Origin of the sequence: Aquabacterium sp. OR-4 (assembly GCF_025290835.2) — a bacterium.
Taxonomy (GTDB): Bacteria; Pseudomonadota; Gammaproteobacteria; order Burkholderiales; family Burkholderiaceae_C; genus Pseudaquabacterium.
Genome location: NZ_JAOCQD020000001.1, coordinates 292596 through 315146, shown reverse-complemented (window position 1 = coordinate 315146; position 22551 = coordinate 292596). Strand labels below are relative to the sequence as shown.

General features: G+C 72.4%; 18 protein-coding genes. 9 read left to right on the top strand and 9 right to left on the bottom strand.

Annotation, left to right across the window (positions count from 1 at the left end):
* Positions 1 to 35 precede the first annotated feature (35 nt).
* The 3 genes from N4G63_RS01265 to N4G63_RS01255 all read left to right on the top strand — a co-directional run bounded on the left by N4G63_RS01265 (position 36) and on the right by N4G63_RS01255 (position 3533).
* Positions 36 to 1079 (top strand): type IV pilus twitching motility protein PilT, encoded by a 1044-nt coding sequence (locus N4G63_RS01265; protein ID WP_260789189.1) that lies wholly within the window; start codon positions 36 to 38, stop codon positions 1077 to 1079.
* Between the two features lie 55 nt (positions 1080 to 1134).
* Positions 1135 to 2271 carry a PilT/PilU family type 4a pilus ATPase gene (locus N4G63_RS01260; protein ID WP_260789190.1) on the top strand — a complete coding sequence of 379 codons (1137 nt, stop codon included), beginning with the start codon at positions 1135 to 1137 and terminating at the stop codon, positions 2269 to 2271.
* 371 nt (positions 2272 to 2642) lie between these two features.
* Positions 2643 to 3533 carry an NAD(P)-dependent oxidoreductase gene (locus N4G63_RS01255; RefSeq protein ID WP_260789192.1) on the top strand — a complete coding sequence of 297 codons (891 nt, stop codon included), beginning with the start codon at positions 2643 to 2645 and terminating at the stop codon, positions 3531 to 3533.
* A 105-nt stretch (positions 3534 to 3638) separates the two neighbouring features.
* Here the strand turns inward: N4G63_RS01255 and N4G63_RS01250 are convergent, their stop codons facing one another.
* The 3 genes from N4G63_RS01250 to N4G63_RS01240 form a co-directional block, all read right to left on the bottom strand.
* A complete protein-coding gene (locus N4G63_RS01250) occupies positions 3639 to 4283 on the bottom strand; it encodes a BON domain-containing protein (protein WP_314599250.1) in 645 nt (214 codons plus the stop codon).
* Complete coding sequence (locus N4G63_RS01245) at positions 4280 to 4876, bottom strand: SIS domain-containing protein (protein WP_260789195.1); 597 nt, start codon at positions 4874 to 4876, stop codon at positions 4280 to 4282. Before N4G63_RS01245 ends, N4G63_RS01250 begins: the two co-directional genes overlap by 4 nt.
* Positions 4877 to 4954: 78 nt before the next feature.
* The gene (locus N4G63_RS01240) at positions 4955 to 5374 is read right to left on the bottom strand and encodes a YraN family protein (RefSeq protein WP_260789197.1); all 420 of its coding nucleotides are present in this window, start codon (positions 5372 to 5374) and stop codon (positions 4955 to 4957) included.
* Here N4G63_RS01240 and rsmI point away from each other — a divergent pair.
* Positions 5367 to 6464 carry a 16S rRNA (cytidine(1402)-2'-O)-methyltransferase gene (rsmI, locus tag N4G63_RS01235; RefSeq protein WP_314599249.1) on the top strand — a complete coding sequence of 366 codons (1098 nt, stop codon included), beginning with the start codon at positions 5367 to 5369 and terminating at the stop codon, positions 6462 to 6464. The genes N4G63_RS01240 and rsmI overlap by 8 nt on opposite strands.
* Positions 6465 to 6610: 146 nt before the next feature.
* Here rsmI and N4G63_RS01230 read toward each other — a convergent pair whose 3' ends face one another.
* Positions 6611 to 7621, bottom strand: a complete 1011-nt coding sequence (locus N4G63_RS01230) for a bifunctional helix-turn-helix transcriptional regulator/GNAT family N-acetyltransferase (RefSeq protein WP_443111991.1) — start codon at positions 7619 to 7621, stop codon at positions 6611 to 6613.
* 140 nt (positions 7622 to 7761) lie between these two features.
* Between N4G63_RS01230 and tldD the strand changes: the two genes are divergently transcribed.
* Both tldD and N4G63_RS01220 read left to right on the top strand, forming a co-directional pair.
* Complete coding sequence (gene tldD / locus N4G63_RS01225; RefSeq protein ID WP_260789200.1) at positions 7762 to 9225, top strand: metalloprotease TldD; 1464 nt, start codon at positions 7762 to 7764, stop codon at positions 9223 to 9225.
* Positions 9226 to 9555: 330 nt separating this feature from the next.
* The gene (locus tag N4G63_RS01220; RefSeq protein ID WP_260789201.1) at positions 9556 to 10698 is read left to right on the top strand and encodes a 3-deoxy-7-phosphoheptulonate synthase; all 1143 of its coding nucleotides are present in this window, start codon (positions 9556 to 9558) and stop codon (positions 10696 to 10698) included.
* Positions 10699 to 10731: 33 nt separating this feature from the next.
* Here the strand turns inward: N4G63_RS01220 and N4G63_RS01215 are convergent, their stop codons facing one another.
* Positions 10732 to 11388, bottom strand: a complete 657-nt coding sequence (locus N4G63_RS01215) for a discoidin domain-containing protein (protein WP_260789203.1) — start codon at positions 11386 to 11388, stop codon at positions 10732 to 10734.
* A 344-nt stretch (positions 11389 to 11732) separates the two neighbouring features.
* On the opposite strand from N4G63_RS01215, the gene N4G63_RS01210 reads away from it, so the two are divergent.
* The gene (locus N4G63_RS01210) at positions 11733 to 11963 is read left to right on the top strand and encodes a hypothetical protein (protein ID WP_260789204.1); all 231 of its coding nucleotides are present in this window, start codon (positions 11733 to 11735) and stop codon (positions 11961 to 11963) included.
* 3 nt (positions 11964 to 11966) lie between these two features.
* Here the strand turns inward: N4G63_RS01210 and N4G63_RS01205 are convergent, their stop codons facing one another.
* On the bottom strand, positions 11967 to 14972 hold the full coding sequence (locus N4G63_RS01205; RefSeq protein WP_260789205.1) for a protein kinase domain-containing protein: 3006 nt from the start codon (positions 14970 to 14972) through the stop codon (positions 11967 to 11969).
* 243 nt (positions 14973 to 15215) lie between these two features.
* On the opposite strand from N4G63_RS01205, the gene N4G63_RS01200 reads away from it, so the two are divergent.
* Complete coding sequence (locus tag N4G63_RS01200; RefSeq protein WP_260789206.1) at positions 15216 to 15809, top strand: ECF-type sigma factor; 594 nt, start codon at positions 15216 to 15218, stop codon at positions 15807 to 15809.
* 35 nt (positions 15810 to 15844) lie between these two features.
* Here the strand turns inward: N4G63_RS01200 and N4G63_RS01195 are convergent, their stop codons facing one another.
* A complete protein-coding gene (locus tag N4G63_RS01195) occupies positions 15845 to 17119 on the bottom strand; it encodes a hypothetical protein (protein ID WP_260789208.1) in 1275 nt (424 codons plus the stop codon).
* A 130-nt stretch (positions 17120 to 17249) separates the two neighbouring features.
* Positions 17250 to 17828: a cob(I)yrinic acid a,c-diamide adenosyltransferase gene (locus tag N4G63_RS01190; RefSeq protein ID WP_260789209.1), complete on the bottom strand. Its 579-nt coding sequence runs from the start codon at positions 17826 to 17828 to the stop codon at positions 17250 to 17252.
* Between the two features lie 150 nt (positions 17829 to 17978).
* Here N4G63_RS01190 and N4G63_RS01185 point away from each other — a divergent pair, with 150 nt between their 5' ends.
* Positions 17979 to 19403, top strand: coding sequence for an FAD-binding oxidoreductase (locus N4G63_RS01185; protein ID WP_260789211.1), 1425 nt, complete (start codon positions 17979 to 17981; stop codon positions 19401 to 19403).
* A 120-nt stretch (positions 19404 to 19523) separates the two neighbouring features.
* Here N4G63_RS01185 and N4G63_RS01180 read toward each other — a convergent pair whose 3' ends face one another.
* Positions 19524 to 22502 (bottom strand): EAL domain-containing protein, encoded by a 2979-nt coding sequence (locus N4G63_RS01180; RefSeq protein ID WP_260789212.1) that lies wholly within the window; start codon positions 22500 to 22502, stop codon positions 19524 to 19526.
* Between the last annotated feature and the right edge of the window lie 49 nt (positions 22503 to 22551).

Sequence of the window (22551 nt, the reverse complement as noted above, 5' to 3'; positions counted from 1 at the left end):
GACGAAATCACCGCGAGCCTACCCCAGGCAACACCATGGACATCACCCAGCTGCTGGCCTTCTCGGTCAAGAACAAGGCCTCCGATCTTCACCTGTCGGCCGGGCTGCCGCCGATGATCCGCGTCAACGGCGATGTGCGGCGCATCAACGTGGAGCCGCTGGACCACAAGCAGGTCCACGCGATGGTTTACGACATCATGAACGACGCCCAGCGCAAGGCGTACGAAGACACGCTCGAGTGCGACTTCTCGTTCGAGATCCAGGGCCTGGCGCGGTTTCGCGTCAACGCCTTCAACCAGAACCGCGGCGCGGGTGCGGTGTTCCGCACCATTCCCAGCAAGATCCTCACGCTGGAGCAGCTGGGCGCGCCCAAGATCTTTGCCGACCTGGCGCTGCGCCCGCGCGGCCTGGTGCTGGTGACCGGCCCCACCGGCTCGGGCAAGAGCACCACGCTGGCGGCGATGGTCAACCACCTCAACGAGAACGAGTACGGCCATGTGCTGACGGTGGAAGACCCGATCGAGTTCGTGCACGAGAGCAAGAAGTGCCTGGTCAACCAGCGCGAGGTGGGGCCGCACACGATGAGCTTCAGCAACGCGCTGCGCAGCGCGCTGCGCGAAGACCCGGACGCCATCCTGGTGGGCGAAATGCGCGACCTCGAGACCATCCGCCTGGCGCTCACCGCGTCGGAGACCGGCCACCTGGTGTTCGGCACCCTGCACACCAGCAGCGCGGCCAAGACCATCGACCGCGTGGTCGACGTGTTTCCGGCCGCCGAGAAGGAGATGGTGCGCGCGATGCTGTCCGAATCGCTGATCGCGGTGATCTCGCAGACCCTGTGCAAGCTCAAGGACGGCACGGGCCGCGTGGCGGCGCACGAGATCATGATCGGCACGCCGGCCATCCGCAACCTGATCCGCGAGAACAAGATCGCGCAGATGTACTCGTCGATCCAGACCGGCCAGAACCTGGGCATGCAGACCCTGGACCAGAACCTGGCCGACCTGGTGCGCCGCAACATCATCAGCCCGGCAGAGGCCCGTGCCAAGGCCAAGATCCCTGAGAACTTCCCTGGGTGAATCTCGGCCATTCCCCGACAATCGCCCGAATTGAGCAGCCAGGGAGTCCGGCGCCGTGGAACGCGAACAAGCCTCGAAATTCGTCAACGACCTGCTGCGCCTGATGAGCACGCGCGGCGGTTCGGATCTGTTTCTCACCGCCGACTTTCCGCCCGCCATCAAGGTGGACGGCAAGGTCACCCGCGTGTCGCCGCAGCCGCTCACCGGCCAGCACACCCTGGTGCTGGCGCGCGCCGTGATGAACGAGCGCCAGGCCACCGAGTTCGAGCGCACCAAGGAGTGCAACTTCGCCATCGCGCCGCATGGCATCGGGCGCTTTCGCGTCAATGCCTTCATGCAGCAGGGCCATGTGGGCATGGTGATGCGCACCATCCCGCAGGTGCTGCCCACCATCGACAGCCTGAACCTGCCGCCGGTGCTCAAGGAGGTGGCCACCAGCAAGCGCGGCCTGGTGATCATGGTGGGGGCCACCGGCTCGGGCAAGAGCACCTCGCTGGCGGCCATGATCGACTGGCGCAACGAGAACAGCTACGGCCACATCATCACCGTGGAAGACCCGGTGGAGTTCGTGCATGCGCACAAGAACTGCATCGTCACCCAGCGCGAGGTGGGCATCGACACCGACGGCTGGGAGCAGGCGCTGAAGAACACGCTGCGCCAGGCGCCCGACGTGATCATGATGGGCGAGATCCGCGACCGCGAGACCATGGAGCATGCGGTGGCCTTTGCCGAGACCGGCCACCTGTGCCTGGCCACGCTGCACGCCAACTCGTCGAACCAGGCGCTCGACCGCATCATCAACTTCTTTCCCGAAGAGCGGCGCCAGCAGCTGCTGATGGATCTGTCGCTGAACCTCAAGGCCCTGGTGTCGCAACGCCTGCTGCCGCGCGAGGAAGGCAAGGGCCGCATCGCGGCGGTGGAGATCCTGCTGAACACGCCGCTGATCGGCGACCTGATCTTCAAGGGCGAGGTGGCCGAGATCAAGGATCTGATGAAGCGCAGCCGCGAACTGGGCATGCAGACCTTCGACCAGGCGCTGTTCGATCTGTACGAGGCCGGTGAGGTGAGCTACGAAGACGCGCTGCGCAACGCCGACTCGGTGAACGACCTGCGCCTGCAGGTCAAGCTGCACAGCAACCGGGCGCGCAGCCGCGACCTCTCGGCGGGCACGGAGCATTTCACGATCGTTTGAGCCCCCCGGCGCCTGGCGCCGGCCCCCCGAGGGGGCTACCGGACGAGGCCGGGCAACCCGTCCTCGCCCGGCCCTTCCGACACCGGCGCGCTCCCCTGGCTGCCTTTGGCAGCCTGTCCCCTCCGGGGGGAATGCGCCGGCACCGCACCATGCGTTCCCCTGGCTGCCTTTGGCAGCCTGTCCCCTCCGGGGGCAAGCGCCACACCGCGTCATGCGTTTGCCTGGCTGCCTTTGGCAGCCTGTCCCGCCGGGGACGGGTCGTGGCCTGCGTTGGTCTGCGTGCTTTGGCGGGCCGATGGCGTTTGTGCAGGCTGGTGAGGGGCGGGCCGGCGTGACAATGCGCCGCGTTGCCAACTCGCTCGCTGATCGCCATGACCAAGACCTACGAACCGATTGCTTCGCGCCGGGTGGCGTTTCTGGGCCTGGGCGTGATGGGCGGGCCGATGGCCGGGCACCTGGCGCGCGCCGGGCATCAGGTCACGGTCTACAACCGCACCGCCGCCAAGGCCCGGGCCTGGGTGGCCGAACACGGTGGCGCCTGCGCCGCCACGCCGCGCGAGGCGGTGGCCGGCGCCGACTTCGTGTTCGCCTGCGTCGGCAACGACGACGACCTGCGCTCGGTGCTGCTGGGGCCGGACGGCGCCCTGGCCGGCATGGCGCCGGCTGCGGTGTTCGTCGACCACACCACCGCCTCGGCCGAGGTGGCGCGCGAGCTGGCCGCCGCCGCGCTGGCGGCCGGGCTGCAGTTCATCGACGCACCGGTGTCGGGCGGCCAGGCCGGCGCGGTGAACGGCCTGCTCACCGTGATGTGCGGCGGCGATGCCACGGCCTTTGCGGCCATGCAGCCGGTGGCCATGGCGTTTTCGCGTGCCGTCACCCGGGTGGGCGACAGCGGCGCCGGCCAGCTGGCCAAGATGGTCAACCAGATCTGCATTGCCGGCCTGGTGCAGGGCCTGGCCGAGGCCATCGCCTTTGGCCAGAAGGCCGGGCTCGACATGCACCAGGTGCTCGAGGTCATCGGCAAGGGTGCGGCCCAGAGCTGGCAGATGGACAACCGCGGCAAGACCATGGTCAACGACCAGTTCGACTTCGGCTTTGCCGTCGACTGGATGCGCAAGGACCTCGGCCTGGTGCTCGACGAGGCCCGCCGCAACGGCGCACGCGTGCCGGTGACCGCCCTGGTCGACCAGTTCTACGGCGACGTGCAGGGCCTGGGCGGCCACCGCTGGGACACCAGCAGCCTGATCAAGCGGTTGAAGTAGGCCCCCCCCCCGAAGCGGCCTCGCCACCTCCCCGTCAAGGGGGCGGTCGATGGCGGACCGGCCATGCCGGGTCCGCGGCGAGCACTGGGCTGGACCGCTGTCTGCTTACTTTTTTGCGGGTGGCTGCAGCTGGGCCAGCTCGGCCTCGCTGATCACCTCGAACACGCGCACCACCTTGGTCACGCCGCCCACCGAGCGGGCCAGCTCGGTGGCGCGGGCGGCCTCGCGCTCGGTGACGATGCCCATCAGGTAGGCCGTGCCGCGCTCGGTGGTCACCTTGATGGCGTTGGACTGCAGGTCCTTGGCGTCGATGAAGGTGGCCTTCACCTTGCTGGTCAGCACGCCGTCGTTGGTGCGCGAGCCCAGCGAGCTGTTGCCCGCCAGGGCCAGCTCGTTGACCGTGCTGCGCACGTTCTCGATGCGGGCGATGGCCTGCTCCACCGCCTGGCGGTCGGCCTCGCTGGGCACCTCGCCGGTGATCAGCACGCTGCGGTTGTAGCTGGTGGTGTTGACGTGGCCGCGGTCGGCGACGGCCTCGCGCACCCGGCTGATGGTCTTCAGCTCGATGGCCTGGTCTTCCAGTTGCGCGCCGGTGGTGCGGCGGTCGGTCACCGACAGCGCGGTGCCCACCATGGCGCCGCCCACCACCAGCGGCGCGGCGCAGCCGCCGGCCAGCAAGGCGCCCACCAGGGCGGCCAGCACGGCAGGGGAGCGCAGGCTGCGCGGAAGGGGCGAAAAACGACGGGTCATGCGGAATCCTGTTCACCCAACAATTGCAGATCGATCGCGTCGCACAGGCAGTGCAGCAGCAGCAGCTGCACCTCGAGCACGCGCGCGCGGCGCTCGTGCGGCACGGCCACCAGCACATCGGTTTCGCCCAGCAGGCCACGCAGCGCGCCGCCGGTGCGCCCGGTGAGCGCGATCACGGTCATGTCCTTGCCCTGGGCAGCGGCGGCGGCGGCCAGCAGGGCCGGCGCGTCGCCCTCGGGGTCGATCAGCAGCAGCAGATCGCCGGGCTGGCCCAGGGTGTCGATCTGGCGCGCCAGCACGCCATCCAACCCGCCGTCGGCCGCCAGGCTGGCCAGGGCCACGGCATCGGCGCCCAGCGCCAGCGCGGCCAGGCCCGGGCGGTCGCGCTCGAAGCGGCCGGTGAGGGCCGCCGCGCCCATCTGGGCCAGTGCGGCGCAAGGCCCCAGGCCGGCCAGCAGCACGCGGCCGCCAGCGGTGAGGCCGGCCACCAGGGCCTGCGCGGCCTCGGCGATCGGCCGGCCCAGCGCCTCGGCGGCCTGGTATTGCAGGTCGGCACTCTCGAAGAAATGCTGCTGGATTCGCTGCTCAAGCATGGTGCGCGATGATAAGTGCCCGGGGTGTCGCGGCCGTTGCCGCCCGGTCAAGCCGCGCCGCGCGCGCACCGAACTGGTTCAGGCCTCGAAGGCGCCGCGCAGCCAGGCGATCTCGCCGCCGTCGATGGCCACCACATCAAAGCGGCACGGCGGCAGGCGGTCAAAGCGCAGCAGGTAGTGCTGGGCGGCCCGCACGATGCGCTGCTGCTTGCCATGGCCCACGCTGGCCGCCGCGCCGCCGTGGCCAGCGCTGCGCCGCGCGCGCACCTCCACGAACACCAGGGTGCCGTCGCGCTCGCGGCAGATCAGGTCGATCTCGGCGCCGCGCTGGCGCGGGCCACCGGCCAGCCGATAATTGCGCGCCAGCAGCGTCAGGCCCTGGGCCTGCAGATGGGCCAGAGCCCGCGCCTCGGCATCGTCGCCCACCGCCTTGGTGGTGCGCCCCTCGCTTCCGCCCCGATCGCCCGACCCGCCGCCCCGGCCCCACGCCTTGAACATCGACGCCACCCTGCTTCGCCAGGCCGCCGCCGCCGCGGCCGGCGGCCAGCAATACCCCGCCGGGGCACTGTACGTGGTGGCCACGCCAATCGGCAACCTGGCCGACATCACCCTGCGTGCGCTGCATGTGCTGGGCCTGGTGGACGCCGTGGCCTGCGAGGACACGCGGGTCACCGGCGGCCTGCTGCGCCACCTGGGGCTCGACAAGCCCCTGCTGCCGCTGCACCAGCACAACGAGCGTGCCGCCGCGCAGGGCGTGATCGCGCGCCTGGCCGCCGGCGAGCGCGTGGCCTATGCCAGCGATGCCGGCACGCCGGCGGTCAGCGACCCTGGCGCGGTGCTGGTGGCCGCGGTGGCCGAGGCCGGCTACCGCGTCTTGCCGCTGCCCGGCGCCAGCAGCGCCACCACGGCGCTCAGCGCGGCCGGTGATGCGCTGGCCCAGGGCTACCGCTTTGTGGGTTTTCTGCCGGCCAAGGGCGGCGAGCGCCGCACCGCGCTGCAGGCGCTGCTGGCCGATGCCGGCTGCCAGGTGCTGTTCGAGGCGCCGCACCGCATCACCACGCTGGCGCGCGAGCTGGCCGAGGCCGCACCGGCGCGCCCCGTGACGCTGGCGCGCGAGCTGACCAAGCAGTTCGAGACCATCGTCACCCGCCCGGCCGCGGCCCTGCCCGGCTGGCTGGCCGACGACGCCAACCGCGAGCGCGGCGAGTTCGTGCTGGTGCTGCACGCCCAGCCACCGGCCGACGACGGTGCCGCGGGCACGGTGCCCGCGGCGGTGGAACGCCTGCTGGTGCCGCTGCTGCAGCAACTGCCGCTGAAACAGGCCGTGGCCCTGACCGCCGAGGCCACCGGCGTGGCGCGCAATGCGCTGTACCCGCGTGCGCTGGCGCTGCGGGATGCGGCGCGGGCGGCCGATGACACGGATGACGCCGCCACAGACGGCGACGGCGACGGCGACGGCGACGGCGACGGCGACGGCGACAGCGACAGCGGCGGCGGCGGCGGCGGCGGCGGCGGCGGCGGCGGCGGCGGCGGCGGCGATGTTGGCGACGGCGGCCACGACGAAGGCGCAGCGCCCACCAGCTGCTGAGCGGGCACTCACCTCAGAGGCTGAGTGGGTTTCGTCGCGAGCAGGCTCGGGGCGGTCAGGCAGCGCGGCCACACCCACCTGTACACGCATCCACCGGTGCGGCGCGTCGCGCCAAACCGCCAGGGGCCCGCGCAGCCCACAACCGCTCAGGCCAGGGCCAGGCGCCAGGTTTCGGCCACCTGCGGCGTGCCGTAGTCGCTGTGCGGCTCGCTGGCCACGCAGACAAAACCGCGGCTGGCGTAGATGGCGCGCGCCGCCTCGAGGCTGCGCTGGGTGCCCAGCACCATCTCGCGGTAGCCGGCCTGGCGGGCGAAGGCGATGCAGGCGTCGGTGAGCCGCCCGCCCAGGCCCAGGCCACGGGCCTCGGGGCGCAGCAGCAGCAGGCGCAGCTGGGCCGTGTGCGCCGACTGCCGCACCACGAACACCGAGCCCGCGCGCTGGCCGTCCAGCTCGGCCATCCAGCAGCGCTCGAAGCCGGGCTGGAACTGGCGCACATGGTCGGCCACGATGCCGGCCACCAGGCCCTCGAAGCGGCTGTCGAAGCCGTGTTCCCGGGCGTACAGCTCGGCGTGCTGCTGCACCACCCAGCCCAGGTCGCCCGGCACCGGCTCGCGCAGCAGCGCGGTGCGGGTGAGGGCGCGGCCGTTGCCGGCGGCGGCCGGCTGCAGCAAGGCCTCGATCCGGCCCATGGCCGCCACCACGGCCTGGCGGTCGGCCACCGGCAGCGGGGCCAGCAGGGCCGCGGCCTCGTCGCAGGATTTCTGCTGCAGCGGCGCCAGCACCGCCTGCCCGGCGGCGGTGAGGCTCAGCAGGCTTTGCCGCGCATCGCGGGTGCTGCTGGCACGCTGCAGCCAGCCGGCCTGCTCGAAGCGCTTGAGGATGCGGCTGAGGTAGCCGCCATCCAGCCCCAGCGCCCGGGCCAGCTGGCTGGCCACCGGCGCCGGCTGGTGCGCCAGCTCGTACAGCACACGCACCTCGGTGAGCGTGAGCGGGCTGCCCAGGTACGGCGCCAGCACGCCGGCGTGCCGGGTGTAGAAGCGGTTGAAGCGCCGCACCGCGGCAATGGCGGCGGCATCGGGGGCGTCAACGGCATCGGCGGCACGGGCGGTCGCCGGGTCGGGCGGCGGCGGGGGTTCAGGCCAGGTCATGCTTGCCATCGTCAATCAAATGATTGCCTTGGTCAAGCAATTGCCGGCCGCCAGCCCTGCGCCGAGGGCCTTGGCGGCCCGGCCATCCGGCCGCTGTTGCGCGCCATTTCGGCCCAGCGCCAAAACACCCCGGCTCCTACAATGGCCCGATGATTTCGCGCGAACCCACCCTCGAGCGGCTAGCCACCGCGCAGCAACTGCTGATCGATCCCTTCGGCCTCGACGAGGCCAAGATCGCGAATGCGCTTGCAGTGATCGGCCAGCACCGTGTCGACGACGCGGATCTCTACTTCCAGATCACCCGCCACGAGGGCTGGAGCCTGGAAGAAGGCATCGTCAAGAGCGGCAGCTTCGGCATCGACCAGGGCGTGGGCGTGCGCGCCGTGGCCGGCGAAAAAACCGCCTTCGCCTACAGCGACGACATCTCCGAAGCCAGCCTGCTCGACGCCGCGCGCACCGTGCGCTCGATCGCCGCGGCCGGCCAGAGCAAGCGCATCCAGGTGGGCCGCGCCGCCAAGGTGGCCGCCAGCCGCGCGCTGTACCCCAGCACCGACCCGATCGGCACCCTCGACAGCGCGCAGAAGGTGGCCCTGCTCGAGAAGGTCGAGCGCATGGCCCGCGCGCGTGACCCGCGTGTGGTGCAGGTGATGGCTGGCGTGGCCGCCGAATACGACGTGGTGCTGGTGGCCCGCGCCGACGGCACCCGCGCCGCCGATGTGCGCCCGCTGGTGCGCCTGTCGGTCACGGTGATCGCCGAGAGCAACGGCCGCCGCGAGATCGGCTCGGGCGGCGGCGGTGGCCGCTACGGCCTGGGCTACTTCCAGGACGAGCTGCTGACCCAGTACGTCGACCAGGCCGTCAACGCCGCGCTCACCAACCTCGAGTCGCGCCCGGTGCCGGCCGGCCAGATGACCGTGGTGCTGGGCCCGGGCTGGCCCGGCGTGCTGCTGCACGAGGCCGTGGGCCATGGCCTGGAAGGCGACTTCAACCGCAAGGGCAGCAGCGCCTTCAGCGGCAAGATCGGCCAGCGCGTGGCGGCCAAGGGCGTGACGGTGCTCGACGACGGCACCATCCCCGACCGCCGCGGCAGCCTCAATGTGGATGACGAAGGCCATGCCAGCCAGCGCAATGTGCTGATCGAGGACGGCATCCTCAAGGGCTACATCCAGGACAGCATGAACGCCCGCCTGATGGGCGTGAAGCCCACCGGCAACGGCCGCCGCGAGAGCTACGCCCATGTGCCGATGCCGCGCATGACCAACACCTACATGCTGGCCGGCGACAAGACCAGGGACGAGATCGTCGCCAGCATCAAGCGCGGCGTCTACGCCACCAACTTCGGCGGCGGCCAGGTCGACATCACCAGCGGCAAGTTCGTGTTCTCGGCCAGCGAGGCCTACTGGGTGGAGAACGGCAAGATCCTCTACCCCGTGAAGGGCGCGACCATCATCGGCAACGGCCCCGACGCGCTCACGCGCGTGAGCATGATCGGCAACGACCTGCAGCTCGACACCGGCGTGGGCGTGTGCGGCAAAGAGGGCCAGAGCGTGCCGGTGGGCGTGGGCCAGCCGACGCTGCGCATCGACGGCCTCACCGTGGGCGGCACAGCGTGACCTGGCGCGTCCGGCAGCGCGGTGCCGCCGCCACCCAGCGGGCGGCTTGGCCGGCCGGCTTTGGGTGGCCGGGCGCTCGGCCGGCGCCGCTGCGCCCGCGTCATGCGCCTGTCAGCCCGCCCGTGCTACATTCGCCGCCCATGCGCGCCCCGCGATTTTTCTTTGCCTACTTTTGGTTCTCGCCCCTGACCGGCGGCTGGAGAGGCAAGCGCGCGTAAGCACCGCAAACCGAACACCCAGAAAACCGCCGGTTCACCCCGGCGGTTTTTTTTCGTCTGTTCGGATCGCAAACACCCCCACGACACGGCAATCCGTCCACAGGAGTACCCCATGGCCCCGAAATCCCCCAGCAGCCACACCAGCACGGACGCGGGCTATGGCTACACGCTCAGCGAGAAGACCAGCCAGACCGACGACCAGCGCATCCAGGAGGTGACCCCCTTGCCGCCGCCCGAGCACCTGATCCGCTTCTTCCCGATTGCCGGCACGCCGGTGGAGACGCTGATCGCCGACACCCGCCGCAGCATCCGCAAGCAGCTCGAGGGCAAGGACGACCGCCTGCTGGTGGTCATCGGCCCCTGCTCGATCCACGACCCGGCCGCGGCGCTGGAGTACGCGCGCAAGCTCAAGACCGAGCGCGAGAAGTACAGCGACACGCTGGAGATCGTGATGCGCGTGTACTTCGAGAAGCCGCGCACCACGGTGGGCTGGAAGGGCCTGATCAATGACCCCTACCTCGACGAGAGCTACCGCATCCACGAAGGCCTGCGCATCGCGCGCCAGCTGCTGGTGGACATCAACCGCCTGGGCGTGCCGGCCGGCAGCGAGTTTCTCGACGTGATCAGCCCGCAGTACATCGGCGACCTGATCAGCTGGGGCGCGATCGGCGCGCGCACCACCGAAAGCCAGGTGCACCGCGAGCTGGCCTCGGGCCTCTCCGCCCCCATCGGCTTCAAGAACGGCACCGACGGCAACCTGAAGATCGCCACCGACGCGATCCAGGCCGCCAGCCGCCCGCACCACTTCATGAGCGTGCACAAGAACGGCCAGGTGGCCATCGTGCAGACCAAGGGCAACAAGGATTGCCACGTGATCCTGCGCGGCGGCAAGAAGCCCAACTACGACGCCGACAGCGTGGCCGCGGCCGGCGCCGAACTGGCCGCCGCCAAGCTGCCCGAGAAGCTGATGGTCGACTGCAGCCATGCCAACAGCAGCAAGCAGCATGAGCGGCAGGTGGATGTGGCGCGCGACATCGCCACGCAGATGGCCGCCGGCAACCGCAGCATCTTCGGCGTGATGGTGGAAAGCCACCTGCAGGCCGGCGCGCAGAAGTTCAGCCCGGGCAAGGACGACGTGGCCAAGCTGGCCTATGGCCAGAGCATCACCGACGCGTGCATCGGCTGGGACGACTCGCTGACCGTGCTGCAGGTGCTGAGCGACGCCGTCAAGGGCCGCCGCAAGGCCGGCAAGTAACTGCCGGCCCGCACCGGCCCGGCCGGCATGGCATCAGCCGCGCGGGCCGCGGCGCCGCGCCAGCCAGGCCAGCGCGCCCAGGCCGCTGGCCAGCAGCGCGGCGTGGCCGGGCTCGGGCACCGCACTGAGCGGCGTGCCCAGCACCTCCATCTCGTCCAGCGCCGCCCAGTGGCTGCCGCCCACCACGCGGTACTCCAGCGCCCGCAGCAGCGGCTGGCTGCCGGCGGCCCATTGGTGGGTATCGGTCAGCGCGTCGGCGTTGCCGGTGATGTCGACCAGCGTGCCGCTGCCCAGCAGCTGCCAGGCCTGGCCGTCGGCACTGCCACGCAGCTCGTACACGTTGGTGTAGCCGTTCCAGCCGCCCCGGTTGTCGGTGAAGCGCAGGCTCACGCGCTCGATCAGCGCCTGGCGGCCCAGATCCACCCGCACCCAGGCTGGCGCGCTGGCGCTGGCCCAGGTGCCAGCGTTCCAGGCGTTGCCGCCGACGCCGGGCGCATAGGCCAGGTGGTCGAACACATTGACGGCCGACCAGCGGCCGGGCGCGCAATCGCTCGACTGGTAGCAGCTGCTGGCCGTGGCGCTGACGCCGGGCAGCTCGGTCAGCGTGACGGGGCCGCTGGCCACGGCGTGCGCCAGGCCGGGCAGCAGGCAGGCGGCCAGCGCGGCGGCGCGCAGGGTGGGGGTGAACATGGCGAGGTCCTTTCCGGGATCCGAGGGTGGGGGGCGTACCCGGTCGTCAAGACAGTGCCGGGCTTGCTGAGCAGCGCCACATCGGCACGCGGCAGGGATCACGCGGCCAGGGCCGCCCCCCGCAACCCGGGGGCAGCGGGGCCTCAGCAAGGCCTCAGCAAGGCCTCAACGGGGCCTCAGCGGGGTGTGGCGGGGTGTGGCGGGGTGTGGCGGGCGCGCCGCGCGATGGCACGCGACAGCGCCGTGACGCTTTGCGCGCGCACCGGCTCTGTGACCTGGACGCAACTGTCAGCCACAGACCCTCGCCAGCCGTTAACGTGCAGGCACTGACAACGATTGCCGCCATGACCGTACTCACTCCCGCCCAGGCCAAGGGCCTGCCGCTGGTCGACATCATCGACTTCAAGTGGTTGATGGCAGGCGCCGGGCTCGATGTGCATGTCGAACGCATGCAGGCCGACCGCCTGTACGCCGGTGAATGCCTGGCGCGCGGCGCCTGCTCGCGCGTGCGCCTGCTGCGCGACACCTCGCAGCGCCTGGCCGACGCGCTGGGCATCGCCCTGCCCCCGGCCTGAGGCTCAGGGCGCCGGCATGGCCGGCAGCGCCTGGCGGGCGGCCCGCAGCGCCGGCGGCACCTCGTGCGCCGGCCCCCAGCTGGCCTGGGCCTGGCGCGCCGCGGCGGCGGCTTCGTCGCTGCGGCCCAAGGCGGCCAGCGCCGCCGCCACCTCAGCCTGGGCCTGGGCCAGCCACCAGCGGCGCACCGCATTGGCATCGCTCGCCTCAGACCCGCCAGCCGGGCTGGCCGCGGTGGCCGGCCGCAGCAAGGCCTCGGCCTCGCGCGCCCAGGCCAGGGCGCGCGCCGGGTCGGCCGCACGCCACAGCCGGGCGGCCCACACCCGCGCCTCGGCGCGCGGGCGTTGCTCGGCAAAAACCGGCGGCTCGTGCTGCGTGCCGGCCGCGGGGGCCGAGGCCACCCTGGCCGATTTGGCGGCGCTGGCCGCGGCGGCAGCACCCGCAACACCCGCAACACCCGCAACACCCGCAACACCCGCTGCACCCGCTGCACCCGCTGCACCCGCTGCACTCGCTGGCCCTGACCCCGGCCGTGTTCCTGTCTCAGAACCCGGCAGCGGCCAGCGCGCCAGCGCCTGCAGCACCGCCTGCCGCGCCGCGTCGGCCTGGCCGGCGGCGGCCAGCAGCCGGGCGTGCAACAGCTCCAGGGCATCGCGGCGCTGCTGGCCGGCCACGTTGCTGCGGTCGGCCGCCACCGCCGCGCCGGCCAGCTGCCGCGCCTGGGTCAGGCCGGCCAGCGCCTGCGCGTGCTGGCCCAGCGCCGACTGCAGCTCGGCCTGGTGGGCGCGCACCAGGGCCTGCTGCCAGCGAAAGTCGAGGTCGTCGGGAAACTTCTGCGCCATCTGGTCGCGCAACGCCCGCTGCTGCTGCACCAGGGCCAGCGCCTCGGCGCTGCGGCCGTCGAGCTGGCGGCACTGCGCCTGCTCGCGCAGTGCAAAGGCCAGGCTGTCGGGCAGGTAGATGTTGACCGGGTCGGCCGCCAGCGTGGCCTCGGCCGCGGCGCGCGAGCGGTCGGCGCTGTCGCAGGCGGCCTGCCAGCGGCCCAGCGCGGCCTGGCCGACCTGGTTGCCCAGGATGCGCGCATGCACGCCGTGCAGGCGGATGGCGCTGGTCAGCGCCCGCGTGTCGCGCGCGTCGCGCGCCAGCGCACGCTCGAGCAGGGCCAGGCCCTCGCGCAGCGCGGCATCGGCCTCGGCCACCTGACCGGTGCGCTGCAGCAGCTCACTGCGGCTGACATGCATGTTCACCGCGTCGGTGAGCGCCTGCATGGTGATGCCGGCCTGCCCGGCATAGGCGCGGGCCAGCGTCAGCGCCTTGGCCAGGTTGGCCTCGGCGGCATCGTGGCGGCCGGTGTGGATGGACGGGTCGATGCCCTGCAGCTTGCTGATGCGGTAGTAGGTGCCGGCCAGCTCGACCGCCAGCGCGGTGTCGGTGGCGGCGTCCTGGCGCAGCTTGTCGAGAAAGTCGGCGGCATCGGTCAGCAAGGCCTCGCGCACCGGCGTGGCACCGGGCAGGAAGGCGATCTGGTCGTGGTACTTGAACACCAGCTGGTTGGCCAGCTGCCGCACCTGCGCCATGCGCGCCTGGGCCAGCGCGCGCTGGGCCTCGGCACGGCCGGCCTGGTGCCAGGCCAGCACGGTGGAGGCCAGCACCGCGCCCACCGCCAGCGCCGCCGCGGCGCTGGTGGCGCGGTGGCGGGCCACCCAGCGCATGGCGCGCCGGCCCCAGCCCAGCGGCCGCGCCGCCACCGGAAACCCGGCCAGCCAGGCGCGCAGGTCGGCGGCAAAGGCGTCGACGCTGGCGTAGCGGCGGGCCGGCGCCTTGTCGAGCGCCTTGAGCAGGATGTTGTCGAGATCGCCCTGCAGCTGGCGACGCAGTGCGCGCAGCGGCGGCGCGTCGCCCGGCAGCGCGCTGCTGGGCCGTGGCACGGCCTCGTCGAGCACCGCGCGGGCGGCCGCGGCGGCGGTGGTGGCGCCGCGGCCATAGGGGCGCTGGCCGGTGAGCATCACGTACAGCAGCACGCCCAGGCTGTAGATGTCGGTGGCCGTGCCCACCGGCTCGCCGCGCACCTGCTCGGGGCTGGCGTAGTGCGGCGTGAAGGCACGCCCGCCCAGCACGGTGGCGCCGCCGGCATCAGCGGCATCGCCGTCCAGCGGATCGAGCGCTTTGGCGATGCCGAAGTCGAGCAGCTTGACCTCGCCGCCGCCGCCACGGGCCGCCGCGCGCGTGACCAGCACGTTGCTGGGCTTGAGATCGCGGTGCAGCAGCAGCTGGCGGTGGGCATGGCTCACCGCATCGGCCAGCTGCAGAAACAGCGCCAGACGCTCGGCCAGCGGCCGGCCGGCGCAGGCGCGGTCGATCGGCTCGCCGTCCACCGCCTCCATCACGAAGTAGGGCAGGCCGTCGGGCGTGCGGCCGGCATCGAGCAGGCGCGCGATGTGCGGGTGATCCAGCCGCGCCAGCGCGCGCTGCTCCCGCGCAAAGCGCGCCAGCACGGCCTGCGAATCCATGCCGCGGCGCAGCACCTTGATGGCCGCCGTGCCGTCCCAGGCGCCGTCGGCGCGGTGAGCGCGCCAGACATCGCCCATGCCGCCGTGGCCCAGCAGGCCCGCCACCTGCCAGGCGCCCAGGCGCTGGCCGCTGCGGTCGATGGACGCCGCATCGTCGGCAGGGCCCGGCCCGCCGGCGCCGGCCGGGTCGCCGTGGCTGCCAGCGTGAGTGCCGCCCTCGGTGCCGGTGTGCCAGGCGGTGGCGCCGGCAAGGCCGGCATCCAGCCGACCATCCAGCCGACCATCCAGCGGGCCGGCCAGCGCGGCGGCCGGCGTGGCCAGAAAGCCGGCGGGGCGGGCGCCGGGCGCGGCGGCTTGGCCATCGCCATCGGCCTCGTCCTGCACATGGGCCAGCAGCGACAGCACCTCGGCGCACACCGCCGCGCCCGCGCCGCTGGCCGCCAGCGCGGCCATGCGCGCGGCGGCGGGCAGATCCTGCAGCTGCTCGAACAGCGCGCGCACGGCGGCCCAGTCGGCGCCCGTGGGGCCGGCGGGGGAGGTGGGCGGGGCTGATCGGCCATGTCAGGCAGGCACGGGGCGGCGGGCGGGTGTGCAGGCAGGTTCGGACAGCTTCGGGCGGGTGTGGGCAGCGGCCGGCGATCGGCCAGGCCGGGGCCGTGACAACGCGCATGGTCGCCGATGGCGGGGCGTGGTGACAATCCGGCCCAAGGATCGGGCACCCCTGCCGTCACGCCCGCAGCAGACATGTCGTTGGAAGCAGCACCTGAATTCGAGGCCGGCGAGGTCACCCGCTGGCTCAGCGGGCTGGCCTCGGCCACCGACCGCGCCACCGGCGACCAGCTGTTCGCGCTGCTGTACGGCGAATTGCGGCGCATTGCGCGCAACCACCTGCGGCGCGAGGCGCCCGGCCACACGCTGAGCGCCACCGCGCTGGCGCACGAGGCCTGGTTCCGCATGGCCGAGCAGACCCGCACGCAGTGGAAGAACCGCAGCCACTTCCTGGCCGTGGCCTCGACGATGATGCGGCGCATCCTGGTCAACCACGAGACGGCGCGGCGCGCCGCCAAGCGCGATGCCGAGCTGGTGGCCATCACGCTGTCGGGGCTGGCGCAGATCGGCGTGGCGCCCGACCGCGACATGCTGGCCGTGCACGAGGCCCTGCTGGCCTTCGAGGCCATCGACCCGCGCGCGGCCCGGGTGGTGGAGCTGCGCTTTTTTGGCGGCCTCGAGAACGAGGAGGTGGCCACGGTGCTGGGCATCTCGCTGGCCACCGTCAAGCGCGACTGGACGCTGGCCCGCGCCTGGCTGCACCGCGAGCTGGGCGGCAGCACGGCCTGACGGTGTTCAAGCCGGCCGCAAGCGCCCCCACCCGTTCAGACGCGGCTGCGGCGCGCCAGCCCGGACACCAGCAGCAGGCCGGCGACCATCATCGCCCAGGTCTGCGGCTCGGGCACGGCCGGGGCCACGTCAGGGGTCAGCAGGACGGCATGCGTGGCCTGGCGCACAGCGCCATTCGGGTACACGTAGTTGAAGACGGCCGACGCCACGATCTGCCCGGCATCGTTGACGGCATAGGCGTCCTCGATACGCAAGCCCGGCAGCGGTGCATAGACATCGCTGCGCGCCAAGAACGGATCGCCGGCAGCCACCAGGCTGTTGAGATCGCGCATGCCCACACCGGGCAGGTACAGGAAGCCCGGGGCCTGGCCATCGGCGCGCAGGGCCTCGCCCACGATCCAGCCGGCGCGGTTGATGTCGCGCGCCACGCTCAGGTTGACCACCGTGCCCAGGTGGGCATGGCCCTGCCAGCCATCCAGCGCCCCCAGGCCGGTCATCACGCCATCGGCCCAGCGGAAGGCCTCGTACCTGCCCTGGGCATTGACCGAGCGGCCCACCACCGTGCCTGCGTCGTTCAAGGCATAGGCTTCGGAATGGTTGCGCTGGGCGTCGAGCACGCCCAGGTCGCGCACGCTGCCATCGGCCTGCCAGCGCACGGCATGGGTGGCGCCCAGCAGAACCCCCAGGTTGGAGCTGCCGGCGATCTGGCCGGCGGTGTTGATGTCGCGCGCGATGCCGCCGCCGCCCAGGCCGCCCAGCGCCTGCACCGTGTAGCCGCCCTGGCCGTCGGGCAGCCAGCGCAGCGGAAAGCCGTAGTTGTCGGGCTGGTGCTGGCCGACCACCACGCCGGCATCGTTGATGCCGAAGGCCTGCTCGCCGGTGGAGCGCGCCGACGCCTTGGGCAGCAGCAGCGTGCTGCCGGGTGAGCTGCGCAGCACGGCGCGCAGGCCCGTGCCGTTGCCACTGATCGCGCCAACGGCCTGGCCGCTCTCGTTGACGGCCTGCAGCAGGCCGTTGCTGCCCCCGGCGGGTGGCGCCTGGTAGACCGCCGTGCGGCCCGTGCCCTCGACCGCCGGTGCCAGCCACCAGGCGGCCTGGGCATTGATGCCATCGCCACCGATGTGGCCGACCGCCAGGCCCTGCTCGTTGAGCCCGCGACCGGCCGAGAACTGCGGGTTGAATCCGGCCGTGGGGCCCAGGTCGGTGAGGCGGAAGCTGAGCGCCTGGGCGGCGGGCGCAGTCAGGGTCAGCGCGGCGGTGAGCAGCGCCGCAGACGAGGTCAGTGAGCGCAATGACGGCAGTGAGGGCATGGCAGTTTCCGTGGCTGGGAGGTGCGGGATGCACCCACATCGGGGCATCGACCTCCACCTACGCCGCGCCATGCCGGCCCACGGCTCATTCGCCACCCCCCCGCAGTTGCAGGGGTGGAACGCGCCCGCTTCAGTCGGCTTGCTGCCGGCTCAGACGCTCGCTCTTCCAGTACACGTCGTCACCGCCCAGGCCGTCGAGGTTGGCGCGGTTGAGCACGCGCGCCAGCACGAACATCAGGTCGGAGAGGCGGTTGAGGTACTGGCGCGGTGCGTCGTTGAGGGTCTCCTGCGCGCCCAGCGCCACCACCGCACGCTCGGCGCGGCGGGCGATGCTGCGGCTCACGTGCGCCAGCGCGGCGCTGCGCGTGCCGGCCGGCAGGATGAACTCGGCCAGCCGCGGCAGCGCGGCGTTGTGCGTCTCCAGCGCGTTGTCCAGCGTCAGCAGGGCCTCGGGCTTGAGCAGCTGGTAGCCGGGGATCGACAGCTCGCCGCCCAGGTTGAACAGCTCGTGCTGGATCACCACCAGCAGCTCGCGCACGTCGGCCGGCAGCGGCTCGGCCAGCAGCACGCCCAGGCTGGAATTGAGCTCGTCCACATCGCCCATGGCCATCACGCGCAGGTGGTCCTTGGGCACGCGGCTGCCGTCACCCAGGCCGGTGCTGCCGTCGTCTCCGGTGCGGGTGGCGATCTGGGTCAGGCGATTGGCCATGGCGGTGCATTCAGGCGGTTGCGACAGCCGCGCATCTTGCCCGATCCGGCGGCCGGGGCCGGCGTTCGTGGCGGGCCGGCTCTGCAGGCTTGCAGCGCAGCCGCGGCGCCGATCGTCATACCATTGATGCCCCCCGCCGGAGACACACCCATGAACGCGCCGCTGACCGATGCCCACCTGCTGAACGCCCCGCGCCGCCCGCTGCCCGAGGCCGCGCTGGCCGCGCTGCGCGCGCGTTTTGCCGAGCGCTGCAGCACCGTGGCCGCGGTGCGCGAGCAGCATGGCCGCGACGAATCGCCGTTTCCGGTGACGCCGCCCGACGCGGTGGTGTTCTGCGACAGCACCGACGAGGTGGCCGCCGCGGTGGCCATTGCCGCCGCGCACCGCGTGCCGGTGATCGCGTTCGGCACCGGCAGCTCGCTCGAGGGCCACCTGCTGGCGGTGCAGGGCGGCATCAGCGTGGATGTGTCGCGCATGACCCAGATCGTGCGCCTGAACCCCGAAGACCTGACGGTCACCGTGCAGGCCGGCGTCACGCGCGAGCAGCTCAACCGCGAGATCCGCGATTCGGGCCTGTTCTTCCCGATCGACCCCGGCGCCAACGCCAGCCTGGGTGGCATGGCCGCCACCCGCGCCAGCGGCACCAACGCCGTGCGCTACGGCACCATGCGCGAGAACGTGCTGGGCCTGACCGTGGTCACGGCCAGCGGCGAGGTGGTGCGCACCGGCACGCGCGCCAAGAAAAGCAGCGCCGGCTACGACCTCACCCGCCTGTTCGTGGGCAGCGAGGGCACGCTGGGCGTGATCACCGAGGTGACGCTGCGCCTGTACCCGCTGCCCGAGGCGGTGAGCGCGGCGATCTGCCACTTCGCCAGCATCGACGCGGCGGTCAACACCACCATCCAGCTCACCCAGATGGGTGTGCCCATCGCGCGCTGCGAGCTGCTGGACGTGAACGCGGTGCGCTTCGTCAATGCGCAAAGCAAGCTGGGCCTGCGCGAGCAGCCGATGCTGCTGATGGAGTTTCACGGCAGCCAGCACGGCGTGAAGGAGCAGGCTGAAGTTGTGCAGGCCATCGCCAGCGAGCTGGGCGGCGAAGACTTTGAGTGGGCCAGCACGCCCGAAGAGCGCACCCGGCTGTGGACGGCGCGGCACAAGGCCTACTTTGCCGGCATGCAGGCCCACCCCGGCTGCCGCACCGTGACCACCGACACCTGCGTGCCGATCTCGCGCCTGGCCGAGCTGTTGAACGTCTCGGTGGCCGAGGCCGACGCCAGCGGCCTGCCGTACTACATCGTGGGCCATGTCGGCGACGGCAACTTCCACCTGGCCTATCTGGTGAAGGAAGGCGATGCCGCGCAGCGCGCGCTGGCCGAGCGCCTGAGCCACCAGATGGTGCAGCGCGCCATCGCGCTGGAAGGCACCTGCACCGGCGAGCACGGCATCGGCCTGCACAAGATGGGCTTTCTGGTCGACGAGGCCGGCGCCGGCGCGGTGGCCCTGATGCGCAGCGTGAAGCTGGCGCTCGACCCGCACAACATCATGAACCCCGGCAAGATCTTTTCGCTGAGCTGAGCGATCTTCTGCTGCGCGGGCACATGGCGGCCCTGCGCTACTCGCCGTACGGGTGTACGGCTGCGTTGCTCGCACCACCCTGAGCCCGCTCGCGACGAAGCGCGCTCAGCTCAGCCGTGCTCAGGCTGCCTGGGCCACCGGCGCAGCGCGCTGCAGGCACCACTCGGCCAGCGCCTGCGACTCCAGCGGCCGGGCGTACAGGTAGCCCTGGCCGCGGTCGCAGTGCAGGGCCTGCATCAGCGCCGCCTGGCTGGTGGTCTCGATGCCCTCGGCCACGGTGTCCATGCCCAGGGTCTGGGCCACGCGGATGGTGGCCTCGATCAGGGCGCGGTGGTAGGCGCTGGTCTCGGCATGCACGACGAAGGAGCGGTCGACCTTCACCGTGTCCACCGGCAGCTGGTGCAGGCAGGCCAGCGATGAGTAGCCGGTGCCAAAGTCGTCGAGCGCGATGCGCACGCCCAGGGCCTTGAGCTCGCGCAGGCGTTCGCGCGCCGCGTCGTCCTGCGCGGCCAGGCTTTCGGTCACCTCGAGCTGCAGCGTGGCCGGGGCAATGCCGCTGTCGGCCAGGCAGGCCTGCACGCCGGCAATCAGCCCGGCGGTGCGCAGCTGCAGCGGCGACAGGTTCACCGCCAGCGAGCCCGGCGCCGCAGCGCCCAGCGTGCGCTGCCAGTCGGCAAACTGCAGGCAGGCGGCGCGCAGCACAAACAGGCCCAGCTCGACGATCAGCCCCGACTCCTCGGCCACCGGCACGAACTCGGCCGGCGACACCAGGCCGCGCTGCGGATGGCGCCAGCGCACCAGCGCCTCCACGCCCAGCGGGCTGGGTGCCGCGCCGCGTGCGCCGCCCGGCAGCGGCTGCAGGCCCACCACCGGCTGGTAGACCACGAACAGCTCGTTGCGCGCCAGCGCCTGGCGCAGCTCGCCCTCGATGGCCAGGGTGCGCGCCACGCGCTCGTGCATGTCGGGATCGAACACGGCATAGCGCCCGCGGCCGTTGCGCTTGGCCTCGTACATCGCGGTGTCGGCGTCGCGCATCACGGTGTGCGCGTCATTGGCCGGATGTTCGGAGGTGACGATGCCGATGCTGGCCGTGGAGTGCACGCTGTGCGTGCCGATGCGGTAGGGCGCGGCCAGCACGTCCATCAGGCGCTGGGCAATGGCGCAGGCCTCGTCGCGGCCGGCCACGCCCTCGAGCACCACCACGAACTCGTCACCGCCGATGCGCCCGGCGGTGTGGCTGCGGTCGGCGGCCGGGCCCGGCTGGTGGGCGGCGCCAGGGCGCACCGCGTCGCCGGTGCGCAGCGCGCTGCGCAGGCGCTGGGCAATCTGGCGCAGCAGCTCGTCGCCGGCGCCGTGGCCCAGCGTGTCGTTCACCTGCTTGAAGCGGTCGAAGTCCATGAACAGCACCGCGTAGCCCTCCTCGGGGCGCTGCGCGGCGCGGTCGATCACCTGCTGCACATGGTCGAACACCGCCGCGCGGTTGGGCATCTGGGTCAGGCCGTCGGTGCGCGCGGCATGGCGCAGCATGGCCTGCATCTGCACCTGCTCGGTCAGGTCGATGTGGATGCCGGCCATGCGCCGCGCCCGGCCCGAGCTGCTGCGCTCGATCACCACGCCGCAGCTCTGGCCCACGGCCCAGTGGCCATCGGGGCGGCGCAGGCGCAGCTCCATGCGGCAGGGCATGCTGGGGTCTTGCAGGTGGATGTCGAGCGCGGCGCGCCAGGCCTTGCGGTCGTCGGGGTGCAGCAGGCCCAGCCAGGTGTTGAGCGAGTTGTCGAGCTCGCCGCGGCGATAGCCCAGCATGGCCAGGAAACGGTCGTTGCACTGCAGGCGGCCGTCGCGCAGATCCCACTGCCAGGTGCCCACGCCGGCGGCGTCCACCGTGTGCGCCAGCAGCGCGGCGGTTTCTTCGCGCTGCAGCTGCTCGGTGCGGTCGATCAGCACCGCGATGAAGCCGCCCGAGGGGCAGATCTCGCCCGCGGCGCCGGCCTGCGCCTCGCCGGGCAGGGCATCACCCGGCACGGCATCACCCGGCGTGGCGGCGGCTCCGCCCAGCGGTTGCAGATCGAGCTCGAGGCCGCGCTGCGTGCCGTCGGGCAGGGTCTGGCGCAGCTCGGCGCGCAGCCGGGCGCCCGAGGCCAGCGCCGCCAGCAGCGTGGCCGGCGCGCTGGCGCTGATGCCGGCGCGCTGCAGCACATCAACAAACTCCTGCCCGGGCGCCTGGTGCGCGGGCTGCAGGCACAGCGCGCCGAAGGCGGCGTTGGCCCATTCCACCCGGCCATCGGACTGGATGATGGCCGTGCCATGGGCATTGCGCTGGGCCACGCGGGCCAGCCGCGCCATCTGGCGCTGCTGCTCGCGCAGGCGCCGGTGCTGGCGCTGCACGGCCCGCGCGGTGGGCTCGCCCAGCAACAGGATCAGCAGCACCAGCAGGCCCACGATCACCGCGCTCCAGACCCGCCAGTGCGACAGCTCGGCCTGGCGCAGCAGCTCACTGACCGCGGCGGCACGCCCCGCCAGCAGCACGCCGGCATGGCTGGCCGGCTCGGCCTGGGCCTGCAGGGCCTGGGCGGCGGCTGTCAGGCGGGCGGGCTGCTGCGCCTCGATGGCCACCAGCAGGGCTTCGGCCCGGTACCACAGGCGCTCGCGCAGCCGATGCCACTGCTCCAGCGCCTCGCCCAGGCTGCTGGCCTCGTTGCCATCGCCGGCGGCCAGCAGGCGGCGCTGCTGGCCCTGCACCAGGGCATCGAGCTGCAGCGCCTCGCTGCGCGAATGGTCCAGCGCTTGCTGCAAACGGGCCAGCGATTCGCCCGGCAAGGCGCCGGCCTGCTGCGTGCGCGCGGCCGACCAGGCCATGGCCTGGGCCGTGCTGTTGACCGCCAGCGCCAGGCTGTGCAGGCGCAGGTCGCTCAGGCGCTGGCGCTCCAGCCCGTCGAAACGCCAGGCCTGGATGCCCGAGGCCAGGGCCACCAGGCACAGCAGCACCAGCATGCCCAGGCGGATGCGCTGGTGCGGGCCCATTGGCGCACGGCGCCACTGGAGCCAGGCCAGGCGGCGCGGCGGATGCGGATCGACGGTGGACGCAGGGGATGGGGGCAACGCGCAGATCTCCACAGCAAGACAGCACCCGACCCGACAGCGTGGGCGT